The organism is Janthinobacterium lyxosi (assembly GCF_051380665.1).
Classification (GTDB): Bacteria; Pseudomonadota; Gammaproteobacteria; order Burkholderiales; family Burkholderiaceae_D; genus Janthinobacterium.
Map to the genome: position 1 here is coordinate 43,325 of NZ_JBNYXM010000017.1, position 12,942 is coordinate 56,266.

The 12,942-nt window shown below is 61.6% G+C and carries 9 protein-coding genes and 1 pseudogene; 1 reads left to right on the forward strand and 9 read right to left on the reverse strand.

Annotation, left to right across the window (positions count from 1 at the left end; translation table 11 throughout):
• Positions 1-3: 3 nt before the first annotated feature.
• The 5 genes and pseudogenes from ACQ4WP_RS18650 to ACQ4WP_RS18670 form a co-directional block, all read right to left on the reverse strand.
• The gene (locus ACQ4WP_RS18650) at positions 4-3,159 is read right to left on the reverse strand and encodes an efflux RND transporter permease subunit (protein WP_436523200.1); all 3,156 of its coding nucleotides are present in this window, start codon (positions 3,157-3,159) and stop codon (positions 4-6) included.
• Positions 3,156-4,727, reverse strand: a complete 1,572-nt coding sequence (locus tag ACQ4WP_RS18655) for an efflux RND transporter periplasmic adaptor subunit (protein ID WP_436523202.1) — start codon at positions 4,725-4,727, stop codon at positions 3,156-3,158. The genes ACQ4WP_RS18650 and ACQ4WP_RS18655 overlap by 4 nt, the downstream gene beginning before the upstream one ends.
• Positions 4,724-6,073, reverse strand: coding sequence for a TolC family protein (locus ACQ4WP_RS18660; RefSeq protein WP_436523204.1), 1,350 nt, complete (start codon positions 6,071-6,073; stop codon positions 4,724-4,726). Before ACQ4WP_RS18660 ends, ACQ4WP_RS18655 begins: the two co-directional genes overlap by 4 nt.
• A gap of 837 nt (positions 6,074-6,910) precedes the next feature.
• A pseudogene (locus ACQ4WP_RS18665) lies at positions 6,911-7,315 on the reverse strand (MepB family protein); the annotation flags it as partial.
• A complete protein-coding gene (locus ACQ4WP_RS18670; protein ID WP_436523206.1) occupies positions 7,312-7,545 on the reverse strand; it encodes a hypothetical protein in 234 nt (77 codons plus the stop codon). The pseudogene ACQ4WP_RS18665 and the gene ACQ4WP_RS18670, both read right to left, overlap by 4 nt.
• Positions 7,546-7,680: 135 nt before the next feature.
• Between ACQ4WP_RS18670 and ACQ4WP_RS18675 the strand changes: the two genes are divergently transcribed.
• Complete coding sequence (locus tag ACQ4WP_RS18675) at positions 7,681-8,043, forward strand: TfoX/Sxy family protein (protein ID WP_436523208.1); 363 nt, start codon at positions 7,681-7,683, stop codon at positions 8,041-8,043.
• On the opposite strand, the gene ACQ4WP_RS18680 is transcribed toward ACQ4WP_RS18675, so the two are convergent.
• The 4 genes from ACQ4WP_RS18680 to ACQ4WP_RS18695 all read right to left on the reverse strand — a co-directional run bounded on the left by ACQ4WP_RS18680 (position 8,032) and on the right by ACQ4WP_RS18695 (position 12,936).
• Entirely contained in the window at positions 8,032-9,036 is a 1,005-nt protein-coding gene (locus tag ACQ4WP_RS18680) for a 2-hydroxyacid dehydrogenase (RefSeq protein WP_436523210.1), read from the reverse strand. The two genes, ACQ4WP_RS18675 and ACQ4WP_RS18680, sit on opposite strands and share 12 nt — an antisense overlap.
• Positions 9,037-9,123: 87 nt before the next feature.
• Positions 9,124-10,317 (reverse strand): hypothetical protein, encoded by a 1,194-nt coding sequence (locus ACQ4WP_RS18685; RefSeq protein ID WP_436523212.1) that lies wholly within the window; start codon positions 10,315-10,317, stop codon positions 9,124-9,126.
• 2 nt (positions 10,318-10,319) lie between these two features.
• A complete protein-coding gene (locus ACQ4WP_RS18690) occupies positions 10,320-11,873 on the reverse strand; it encodes an MBOAT family O-acyltransferase (protein WP_436523214.1) in 1,554 nt (517 codons plus the stop codon).
• Entirely contained in the window at positions 11,863-12,936 is a 1,074-nt protein-coding gene (locus ACQ4WP_RS18695) for a glycosyltransferase family 4 protein (protein ID WP_436523216.1), read from the reverse strand. The genes ACQ4WP_RS18690 and ACQ4WP_RS18695 overlap by 11 nt, the downstream gene beginning before the upstream one ends.
• Between the last annotated feature and the right edge of the window lie 6 nt (positions 12,937-12,942).

Sequence of the window (12,942 nt, forward strand, 5' to 3'; positions counted from 1 at the left end):
CGGCTAAGCCTCCTCTGCCACTGCGGGGCCAGCTGCGCGAATCTGACGCCGACGTAGCAGCAGATAAACCGCAGGGACCACAAACATGGACAACAGCGGCGCGGTGATCATGCCGCCCACCATCGGCGCGGCGATGCGTTGCATGACCTCCGACCCGGTACCGGTGCCCAACATGATCGGCACCAGGCCGGCGATAATGACCGCCACCGTCATGGCCTTGGGGCGTACGCGCAAGACCGCCCCTTCACGAATTGCATCGAGCAGATCGGTTTCACTGACGTTACCGTTCGCCAAACGTTCGTCCCAGGCATGTTTTAAGTAAAGCAGCATGATGACGCCGAATTCGGCCGAAACGCCAGCCAACGCAATGAAGCCCACGCCGCCGGCGACTGACAAGTGATAGTCAAGCAGCCACAAAAGCCAGATGCCGCCGGCCAGCGCAAACGGCAGCGTTGCCATGATCAAGGCCGCTTCGTCGAAGCGCTTGAAGGTCAGGTAGAGCAGCACGAAGATAATGAGCAAGGTCGCTGGCACGACGATTTTGAGTTTTTCAGTGGCGCGCTCCAGATATTCGAACTGCCCCGACCATGCAATGGAGTAACCCGCCGGCAATTTGACTTCCCTGGCGACGACTTGCTTCATGTCATACACAGTCGAACTCAAGTCACGATCGCGAATGTCGACATACACCCAGCCTGACAGTCGGGCATTTTCACTCTTGAGCATCGGCGGTCCGTCGTCAATGCGGATCGCAGCGACATCACCCAGCCGGATTTGCGCACCCCGTTCTGTCAGCACCGGCAACTGCCGCAGCTTCTCGACTGAGTCGCGCACCTCGCGTGGATAGCGCACATTAATCGGGAAACGCTGCAATCCTTCGACAGTTTCACCGATATTGTCACCGCCGATCGCCGCCGACACCACGCTTTGCACGTCTGCAATATTCAAGCCATAGCGGGCGGCCGCATCGCGATCGATGTTGACGTCGATGTACCGTCCGCCATTCAGGCGCTCGGCCAGCGCCGAGGAGACGCCCGGCACCTTCTTGACTGCGCGTTCTATTTCACCTGTAATGAGGTCGATTTCCTGCAAGCTAACGCCTGCGACCTTGACGCCGACCGGGCTTTTGATGCCCGTGGCCAGCATGTCGATCCGGTTACGGATCGGCGGCACCCAGATGTTGGACAGCCCAGGCACCTTGACGGTGCGGTCCAGCTCCTGCACCAGCTTGTCCGGCGTCATGCCAGCACGCCACTGATCGCGCGGCTTGAACTGGATCATGGTTTCAAACATTTCCAGCGGGGCCGGATCAGTGGCACTCTCGGCACGACCGGCTTTGCCGAAGACGCTTTGTACCTCGGGTACCGTCTTGATCAGCCGGTCGGTCTGCTGCAACAACTGCGCGACCTTGCCGGCCGACAGACCGGGCAACGCCGACGGCATGTACAGCACATCGCCTTCATTCAGTGGCGGCATGAATTCGCCGCCGAGTCGACTCATGGGCCAGATCGTGATGGCCGCTACCAGTGCTGCCGCCAGCAAGGTCAGCTTTGGAAAACGCAGCACGACATCGAGCAAGGGGCGGTACAGCGCGATCAGGAAGCGATTGAGGGGATTCTTTTGCTCATCGGGAATGCGGCCGCGGATCAGATAGCCCATTAAAATGGGAATCAATGTCACCGCTAACCCAGCTGCCGCCGCCATCGCATACGTCTTGGTAAAGGCCAGCGGCGAAAACAGGCGCCCCTCCTGCGCTTCCAGGGTGAACACGGGAATGAACGAGAGAACGATGATCAAAAGCGAAAAGAACAGTGCCGGTCCAACTTCCGCCGCTGCGTCGCCAATGACACGCCAGTGCTCATTGCCCTTCAGCTGTTTACCTGGGTGGGCATGATTCCAGGCTTCAATATGCTTGTGGGCATTCTCGATCATCACCACGGCGGCATCGACCATCGCGCCGACAGCAATGGCGATTCCACCCAGCGACATGATATTGGCGTTGACTCCCTGGTAGTACATGACGATAAAAGCGACCAGGATGCCGATCGGCAGCGTGATGATGGCCACCAGCGCCGAGCGCAAGTGAAACAGGAACAGCGCACAGACCACAGCGACGACAATGAATTCCTCGATCAGCTTTTCTTTCAGGTTGCTCACGGCGCGCTTGATCAGATTCGACCGGTCGTAGGTGGGAATGATTTCGACGCCTGGCGGCAAGCTTGCCTTTAGCTTTTCCAGCTTGACCTTGACGGCATCGATGGTTTCCAGCGCATTTTTCCCGGAACGCATGATGATCACGCCACCAGCAACTTCGCCCTCACCATTCAATTCAGCAATCCCGCGCCGCATTTCCGGCCCGATCTGGATGCGCGCGACATCGCCCAGCCGCACCGATACGCCGGCATCAGACGTCACCAAGGGAATTTTGCGGAAGTCGTCCAGCGACTTCAGATAACCGGAGGCCCGTACCATGTATTCGGCCTCGCCCAATTCCAGCACGGAGCCGCCAGTTTCCTGATTGGCTTTCTGCACGGCATCAATAATTTTGCCATGCGGGATGTTATAGGCGCGCATCTTGTCCGGATCGAGCACGATCTGGTACTGACGCACCATGCCGCCTATGCTGGCCACTTCCGAGACGTTGGGCACCGCTTTCAACTCATACTTGAGAAACCAGTCCTGCAAGGCGCGCAATTGCGACAAATCGGTCTTGCCGCTACGGTCGACCAGCGCATATTCATAGACCCAGCCGACCCCGGTCGCATCGGGTCCCAGCGCGGTTTTTGCCTGCGGCGGCAGACGCGACTGCACCTGGTTCAGATATTCCAGCACCCGCGAACGCGCCCAGTACGGATCAGTGCCGTCTTCAAACAAAATGTAGACGAAGGAATCGCCGAAAAACGAATATCCACGCACCGTCTTGGCGCCCGGCACCGACAGCATGGTGGTGGTCAGTGGATACGTGACCTGGTTCTCGACGATTTGTGGCGCCTGCCCCGGATAGCTGGTACGGATAATAACCTGCACGTCGGACAGGTCGGGAATGGCGTCGAGCGGCGTGCGCGCCAGCGACCATACGCCCCAGGCCGTAATGAATACAGTCACCAACAAGACCAGAAAACGGTTGCCGATAGACCAGCGGATCAGTTTTGCGATCATTTCGCCACTCCCGCTGGTGCCTTCATGCCACCCATGGGTTTGTTCTCGGGCTTTGGCACACCGGAGGTCGGCGCAATGGCCACGATGTCAAAGCTGCCATCCTCGCCTTGCCTGATGTCGAAGGCGACCCGGTCACCTATGCCGACATTGCGCGGCAAGCCCGTGGAAGGTACTTTGAAGCCCATCGTCATCGCCCCCCATTGCAGCGACGTGATAGGGCCATGCGAGATGGTGATTTCATCCTTGCCGATCTGTTCGACCTTGCCTACCCCATGGTGGCGCGGGGGGGCCTTGTCTGCGTCCGGGGATGGCGTATCGCTCATGCGTGTCGTCGTTCCCTTCAGGCTGGCCTCGGAATCGACCAGGAACTGCGCCGAGACGACCACTTTCTGACCAGCGGACAGGCCCTTGCGGATTTCGGTGAGACCATTGCCTTCGCTGCCGACCTCCACATCGACGGGCATGAACTTGCCACCCTCCTGGGCCAGCATGACAACGCTGCGTGTACCCGTCTGAATAACTGCCTCCGATGGCACCTGCACAACATCGGCGCCATTGCTTGACGCGAAGGTCAACGTAGCAAACATGCCGGGTAACAACTGAGCGCCGGGGTTGGACAGCTCCACACGGGCTTTCAGGGTTCGCGTCGTAGCATTAACTTCCGGCAAAATGGCATTCACCTTGCCTTTGAAAATACTTCCGGGTAGCGCTTGTACCCGCGCTTCGACGGCGTCACCGGGGCGAACCTTGGCCGCCACGCTCTCGGGCACTTCCGCGTTGACCCACACTGTCGCGCGTCCATTGATGCGAAACAGGGGTGCACCGGCGGAGACGGTCATTCCTTCGCGAGCGCCAAGCTCTGCAATCACACCGCTGATGGGCGCTGAGACCGTCAAGCGTGGATGGACCTTTCCACTCGATTCGACTAGCCGGATTTGCCCCTCACTCATGCCAACTAGCCGCATGCGCTGGCGCGCAGCATCGACCAGGGATGCTGTTTCATTGCCTTGCATACGACGGCTCGCCAGATAGTCTTCTTGTGCCGCGATCCAGTCAGGGACATACAAGTCAGCCAAGGGCTGCCCCTTTTTCACCGGATCGAGCGTGGCACGCACATACAGGCGCTCTACAAACCCACCGCTGCGCGCCTGCACCAGTGCCACGTCGCGCTCGTCATAGGCGACGTTACCGACAGCAACCAAACCGCCGGACATCTTTCCTGATGTGACGAGCGCTGTGCGCACTCCCAGGTTTTGCTGAATCCGCGGGCTGATCGTGACATTACTATCCTCACCATCTCCCGCAGCATAGACGGGCACCAGCGGCATATCCATGAACGGTGACTTGCCAGGTTTGTCAAACTTCTGACCCGGCACCATGGGGTCGTGCCAATATAATGGTTTCTTGTTAGCAGCACTCGCGGCGCCTGCTGCGTTGCCGGATGCCACCTTGACGTCACCTGGAGATACTGCCTGATGTGCTTGTCGTACACCAAACTGGTAACCGGCATAAGCGACCGCAGCAAGGGCACCCGCAAGTACCAGGACGCGTAATTTCTTATTATTCATTTGAATTCCTGCTGGCGATGTACTGCGGAAATCTGCGCGATTGCGGTGTCGGGAAAGAGGAAGCGAAGCTGTGCCCAGAACTGGGCTGTATTCATCTGCAACTGCAGCAACTGAACGTGCATGTCCGCACTGTTACGCCTGGCAGCGAGCACCTCGGCCAAAGAGGCTTTGCCGCCACGGTAGGCGGCCAGGACTGCCTGGCTTCGCTCGTCAGCCAGTGGCAGTAGCTGGAGCGCGTAGCGCTCGCTACGTTCCTGGCCACTCCTCCATTCGATGAGCAAGGCACGGATGTTGGCGGCATCTTCTCGCAACAGTTCGTCGCGTTCGCTCCTGGCTTGTTCGACCAAGGCGAGTTTGGAGCCTAGTTCGCGGTCCTGCCGGTTCTTGCGATCCCACTGCAATGGCAGGGACAGGCCAACGGAGACCATGTTCGAATAGGCCGCACCGCGCTGCTGGAATGCAAACTCGACACTCCAGTCCGGGTGCCGGTTCGCTTGCGCCAGCTTGACGTCCGCCTGGGCGGCTTCTTCCTGCCGATTCAACACCATGATCTGCGGGCGGTGCGCCAGTTCGGTATCGAGCAAGGCCGGGTCCAGAGGGATGGCGCCCAGGTCGGGCATGCTGGCCTCGGCAAGTTCGCCGCTGCTGCCGGTCCAACGCACCAGCATGTTTTTTGCCGTATTGAGGTCGCGCTCGACCTGACTGGCTCGGTCTTCGATGGTTAACAAGGCAGAACGCGCAGCCAGCACGTCAGCCTGACTGCCACGCCCTCCCCTGTAGGCCGCCGTGGCAGCGTCTATTTCCTGGCGAGAAAAGATTACTTGTTCGTTCAGCACAACTGACATTTTCCGAGTGTAGTAGACGTTGAGCCAGGAGATCGCCGTGTCGCGTTGAATCGCAGCGAATGCGACATCTTTTTGCGCTTGCGCCTTGTCGGCTTCGCGCTCAAGGCGTGCGGAACGCCAGCGCAATTTATCGGCGCGTGTCAGTTCCTGCGAAATGCCGATGCGCCGCATCGTCATGAAATCCCCGCTCAAACTAAAGCGATCACTGCCACTTAAGGGCACATTATCGATGCCCACCTTGAGAGTGGGAGCAGGGCGCTGCGCCACTGCTACCGCCATTTCATGTGCGGCGACAGTTGCCTGGTCCTGCGCATGGAGTTGGCGCGAGCGTGCGACAGCCTGCTGCAGCGCCTCGGTGAAGGTGATTGGCTGTGGGGCCGCGCGCGCATCATGCACGGAGGCAAGCAGCGGAAAAGTAAGGGCGAGAGCGAGCGCCGTCTTCATGAATGGGCGAAGACGGGCGACGCGTGCATGCAACTGCACGGAGTACGGGATAGACATGGCAGCTCCAGAATGCGATGGGCAACAACGCCCTATCGAACCCGACAAGGCGATGACGATCTAGGCAGTCTGGAGTATTAAATACGGAAACAGCAATGACGGATAGCGATAGGCGGCGCCGTTGGCCTCGCCAAGGTAATGAGCAAAGGCGGTTTGGCTGTATACACTACGGGAGTGTCAAAAACGGCTAAGGTCAGAAGCAGAACAACAGGTACAAAAGATGGGTGGTCGGCAACAGGTGTCTTGTCCAGCGACTGTCTGGATGCATCTCCCACAGCATGAATTTGACACAAAGTCGACTGGTCAGCGTCCATGCCGGCACAGTCTGCCATCGCGGGCATCGCAGACACCCCAATGCCTGCGGATGCAACAGAACCACTGCCTCCCATCGGTACGCCAGGGCACAGGTACGACGCGACCGCATGCTGCATGAACAGCATGCTAAGTATCGCGACAAGAGCCGTGAACAATCGCACTGTGCGGGAGGTCTTCATAAACTATCTATACGGATGATATTCGTAGCCTAGGTGGTATCAAACCAACTGTCAAGCTATTGCTATGCTGACTTGACCGTGAGCAAGTACGGATCCGAAAAAGCCGGGCGCCGTCTCGATCTGCACCGGTTTCCGATCGACTTCGATGCAATCCGGCAACGGGCGAACAGTCGATAGTCCTCATGCCCAGTGACGGCCACAAACTGCTAATCCCAGTTCCAATAGGTCCTCGTGGAGCGGCGTCAGGCTACGCCGCTGCTTGCGTGATTTGGCCGCCTCTGTCTTGAGCCAGCCTGAACAGCTGTTCCAGCCCTTGCTGATCCCCAGCCGCCACAAACCAGGCAGCCTGCCAGCGCTGCGTGCGCTGGGCTTGGGCGGATTCAGGCACACACCACGGTGGATAGACGCGCAGCGCGCGCTTGCCATCCTGGCCGGCGCGCGACATCACGCCGCGTTCCAGCAGCACGCTGCGCGGAAAAATGAAAAAGCCGTGCTGCGCGCCGTCGCTGACGGCGATGATGACGACATCGACGGGGTCCGCTTCGTCCAGTGGGGCGATCTCGGCATCGGGATGGGGGCGCTTCCAGACGGTGACGAACTGGCCGATTTTCGTCGGCGTAGTTTTCGCCACGCGCAAGACCAGCCGCTTGCCGTCCAGTTCGGCACGGCAGGCGCCGTACTGCGCGCTTTCCGCTTCCGGCACGGCCGCTTGCGGCAATCCCAGGAAGGCCCACGGACTGGCCTTCATTGCGCACTGAACTCGGCTGCGGCCTTGGCCGCCCACAGCGCCTCGGCATGGCTGGCGAACGGGCTGTCGTAGCCGTCGACCTTGCCGTCTTCGTCGACAAAATACAGCCACCAGCCGTCGCCCTGTTCGCGGATGGCCGTCTGGCACGGCGCGCAGTGGGCTGCAACGCCCTGGGTCGATGCGAGGGTGGCGATGGTGATGCCGCGGTGAGTAATCAGGTGGGGAGTCATGGAAAAATGAACCGTGCTAAATAAATAATGGCCATAGTGTAGCCGCGCCGGGCGCCCGCTGGCCAGAGCGCCGCCGAAAAAAGGCCGCAGGCACAAATAGCTTGCGCTACACTGTCCCCTCAAACGGAGGACAACATGGCATCACAGCAAGGCACCGTGGATTTTTTACTCGATCAACTGGCCGGCGCAGGCAGCGTCAACGCGAAAAAAATGTTTGGCGAATACGGTTTGTATTGCGACGGCAAAATGTTCGCCATCGTCGCCGACGACCAGCTGTTCATCAAGCCGACGGACGCGGGCCGCGCCTGGATCAGCGCGCAAGGCACGCTGCAGGAAGCGCCGCCCTACCCGCAAGCCAAGCCATACTTTTTGATCGATGGCGGGCTGTGGGACGAGCGCGACTGGCTGAGCCAGCTGGCGCGGCGCACGGTGGACGCCTTGCCGCTGCCGAAACCCAAGCCGCCGCCCAAGCCAAAGAAACCGGCGTCAGTCAGCTAGTACGCTATTTTCGCACGCCTTGCCCTGCAGGAAGCATTGCAGGTTGTGATAGGTGATGGCGGCGATCTCGCGCAGCGCTTCGATGGTGAAGAAGCCCTGGTGGCCCGTCACCAGCACGTTCGGGAACGTCATCAATCGCTGGAAGATGTCATCGTCGATGATGTCGGACGAGCGGTCCTGGAAGAACAGATTGCTTTCCTGTTCGTACACATCGATGGCCAAGGAACCCAGCTGGCGCGATTTCAGGGCCTCGATGACGGCGCCGGTGTCGATCAGGCCGCCACGCGAGGTGTTCACCAGCATGGCACCCTTCTTCATCAGCGGTAACGTTGCTTCGCTGATCATGTGGCGCGTGCTTTCCATCAAGGGGCAATGCAGGGAGACAATGTCGGACTCGGCCAGCAGCTGCGACAGCTCTACCATGGTGCCCAGTTCTGCGAACGCGGGCGCCGGATACGGGTCGTGGCCAAGCACCGTGCAGCCGAAACCCTTGAAAATGCGCGCCGTGGCCAGGCCGATCTTGCCCGTGCCGACAATACCCACCGTCTTGCCGTGCAAGGTGGCGCCCAGCAAGCCGTCCAGCGAGAAATTGCCTTCGCGCACGCGGGCATAGGCGCGGTGCGTGTGGCGGTTCAGGGTCTGCACCAGGGCCAGGGTGTATTCGGCCACGGCTTCCGGCGAATACGCGGGCACGCGGGCAACAAACAGGCCCAGGCGCTTCGCCGCCTCCAGGTCGAGGTTGTTATAGCCGGCGCAGCGCAGCAGGATAGCGCGCACGCCGTAGCCGTGCAGGGATTCGAGCACTTGCGCGTCAAGCACGTCGTTGACGAAGACGCAGACGGCCTCGGCACCTTGCGCCAGGACCGCGGTTTCCTGGCTCAGCAAGGCGCTGTGGTAGACCAGTTCGATGCCGTCCGGGTCGGGCTGGGACGGCAAGCCTTCATCGAAGAAGCGGCGGTCGTAGGGCTGGCTGGCAAAGAAGGCGATTTTCATGGAGAGTCCTGGAACTTGCTGAATGGCAAAACAGCATCATAGCGCAAGCGCCCTGCCCCAGGGCGTACGCCTGGCACTGGTTGCCGCTTATTTAGGCTCGCGGGGCAAGGTCAACGCATGGCGCAGGTACGCCGTCTCGTCCGCGTGCTGCGCATGGTAGCGCTCGCGCGCGGCGCGCATCGCCTCCTGGTGGGCGGCGATGCCGGTTTCCGTCAGCTCGACGCCGAAGTCCGCCGGCGGCCGTGGCGCGCCGCCGAACAGGCGCGCCAGGATGAAGTGACCCACATTGTCGCGGTAGTGCGACGCTTCCCAGTAATAGCGCATTTCGCGCGCGCCCGTCACTTGCGGGATCGGCTCGCTGGTGATGCTGTTGAAGCCTGAAAAATCGTACACGCGCACGTCGCAGCCCTGGCGGCGGTAGCGTCCGGCCATTTGCGCCAGGTCGCGCTGCCACTGCTGCATGGCGTCCCACTTGCCGCGCCAGTACAGAGCGCCAAGCGTGAGCGCGTGCGTGGGATTGATGTACAGGCGCAAGCGCGTGCCGCCCCGGCACAGTTTCCCCACGCTCGTATCGAAGGCATGCAGCGCATGCGCCGTCGGCCCCAGGCCGTCGCCGAATTCCTGCAAGCGCGGCGTGAACGCGCGCGCCGTGCCGGCCCAGCCATGGTTACGGGCGGTGATGCAGGACTGGTCGCGCTGGCCGTGCAGGGCCAGGCTGGACAGGCAGACGCCGTCATAGCTGCCGCTGAGGATGCGCCAGGTGTCGCGCGTCATGTCCACCGTCAGGCCGCGCTTGATGTTGAGCAAGGCGCGCCGCGCGAAAAAGGCGGGGCCGCCGTCCGTCAAGGCCGGCTCCACGCCGGCCGAGCCCAGTTCCAGGGAAAACGAGGGCGCGTCGATGCCCCACACGAGGGTGTCGACATGGCTGACCCTGGCCGCGTGCTCGGCCAGCAAGATGGCGTCGCCGATCGAGGCGCCCGAAACGGCGCTGTTGAAGACGCTCTTGCCCTCGAACAAAGTACGCATGCTGCTCGCCGGCAAGCCCATTTCCGTGCGCGAATTGCCGATATACACGACGGCGGGCCGGTAGCGCGCCACGGCATACGTCTTGCCCCACACACTGAGCTTTTCGCTCGTCGGCCGCAGGCGCTGCAGCAGCGGGCTGTCCCACTGGTGCAGCAAGTACGGATCGACGCGGTAATTCACGGCGGAAACGAGGGCCAGCGCGGCCAGCACGCAGGCAAAGAAGATGGCGAGGTAGCGGCGGGCGTTGGTATCCATGCTCAGAATTGAAAGTAGAGAAATTCGGTGACCCGGTTCATGCCAAAGATGCAGGCGATGAACAGCGCGGCAAAGCCCACGCTCCAGCGCCGCGTAGGCCGCCAGTTGAAGGCCCAGCGTCCTGCCGGCTGAAATATTCTTTCAATGGCCGGCTCGTAGAGAAAGAATATTTCTTGCGTATTGGGCGCCTTGAAAGCCAGCAGCATGGCGCCCAGCAGCACGGGCAAGCCGGGACCGGCCAGTTCGATCCAGCGGATGCCGTCGAAGGCCGGATGCAGGCCCCACTGCGCCAGGCTGGTCGCATGGCTGGCCAGGCCGCGCGGCAAGCTCACACCGTTCGCCCCCACCAGCGCGCCGGCGATGTCCCAGGCCGTGGCCACGTCGGGCGCACGGAAGAATATCCAGGCCAGCATCACGGCAAAAAAGGTCAGGACGCCAGGCCACCAGCGCGTTCGCGCCGCGCCAAAGACCCTCTGCCACGCCTGCTGCAGCACCAGGTACAGGCCGTGCAAGCCGCCCCAGATGACAAAGGTCCAGCCGGCGCCGTGCCACAGCCCGCCCAGCAGCATGGTCAGCATCAGGTTGCGGTAGCGCATGGCCTCGCCATGGCGGCTGCCGCCCAGCGGTATGTATAAATAGTCGCGCAGGAAACGCGACAAGGTCACGTGCCAGCGACGCCAGAACTCCGCGATATTGGCCGCCTTGTACGGCGAATTGAAGTTCAGCGGCAATTTCACGCCGAACAGGCGCGACAGGCCGATGGCCATGTCCGAATAGCCGGAAAAGTCGAAGTACAGCTGGAAAGTGTAGGCCAGCACGCCGATCCACGCTTCGATCAGGGTGGGGGTCGCTCCGGCCGCGAAGACGGGCATGGCCAGCGGCGACAGGTTGTCGGCGATCAGCACCTTTTTTGCCAGGCCGATGGTGAAAATCGACAGACCGATGGCGAAATTGGCGGCGCGCGGGTGGGCGTTGGCCGGGTCGGCGAACTGCGGCATCATGTCGCGGTGGTGCAACACGGGGCCGGCGATCAGGTGCGGGAAATAGCTGACGAACAGCACGTAATGGATGAAACGGTATTCGCGCACCTCGCCCCGGTAGCAATCGACGAGGAAGGCGATCTGCGTGAAGGTGAAAAACGAGATGCCGATCGGCAGGATGATGTCGAGGCCGGACCACGGCAGGCGCGCAGCGCCAGCGGGAGCACCAGCAGCCTCGGCGATGGCATTCACGCTGTCGATGAAGAAATTCGCATATTTGTAGTACGCGAGCAAACCCAGGTTCAGCGCCAGCGCGGCCAGCAGCGTCCGCTTGCGGGCCGCGCCCGCGCTGGCGCCGATCAGGCGCCCGGCGCCGTAATTGACGCAGATCGAGGCCAGCAGCAGCGGTAAATAGCGCACATCCCACCAGGCATAGAAGAACAGCGAGGCGAGCGCCAGCCACATGGCCGGCGCCAGGCGCCAACTGGTGGAGGACGCCCAGCGGTCCAGCAGAAAATAGCCGGCCAGCACGATGGGCAGATAGCCGAACAGGAAGGCGAAGGAATTAAACAGCATGTTGCCTCCTGGCCGTCAAGGACTGGGCCTGGCAATAACAATCGGCAATCTGCGCGGCCACCCGTTCCCAGGTAAAACGTTCCACCAGGGCTTGCACGCGGGAGCGCTCGGGCGGCAACGCCAGCAGTTCGAGGATGGCCTGGCGTTGCGCGGGGCCATCGTCCCAGCGCACCTTGCGTAGCGCGAACGCGGAATCGGGCAAGTCCAGCGCGCTTTGCGCCGTCATGACGACGGGCGTACCGGCCGCCAGCGCTTCGAGCACGCTCAAGGGAAACACTTCGCCCTGGCTGGGCAAGGCCGCCACGGCCGCCGCATGGTAGGCGCTGGCCAGCAGCGGGTCGGCATGGTCGAGCGCGCCCAGCCAGCTGACGTGCGGCAAGTCCAGCAACTGTTGCAGATACGCTTGCTGTTCGCGCGGCGCGGCGCCGATCAGCACCAGGGGCAAGCCGGCCCCCACCAGCGCCTGCGCCAGTCCCAGCTGGTTTTTATACGCTGAAATGCTGCCCGTCATCAGCACGAACGGCCCGGCAATGCCCGTCTCGCGCAGGAACAGATCGCCATTGGCCGTGAAGAAATGCGGGTTGATCCCATTTGGCAAGACGCGGATGGCCTCGGCTCCCATGCCGAAACCTTGCACGATGGCGTCGCGCTCGGCCTCGCCCAAGGCGATCACCACGTCGGCCAGCTGCAAGGCACGCCGCGTTTGCGCATAACTGGTTTGCACCATCCATTCCGTCAGGCGTCCTGCCAGCCGGTCGGCCAGCCGCGCGCGCCAGGCGCTGGCGCGGCCCCAGCCAGGCGACAGCAGCGGCGACAGCACCACGGGCACGCCTTGCTCGCTGGCCATTTCCATGATGCGGTAAGTGCCATTACTGGCCGAAAACACGTGCAGCACGTCGAAATCGGCCAGCCGCTGATGGTTGGCGTCGACCAGTTGCACCTCCAATGGGCGCGCCGCCTGCTGGGGCAAGCGGTTCAGGGCGGCAATGGTTTCGCGTACCTGGATCTGCAAGCCGCCGTCGCGCTGGAACAGCATCGGGTAGGACAAGATACCGACACGCATGGTCAT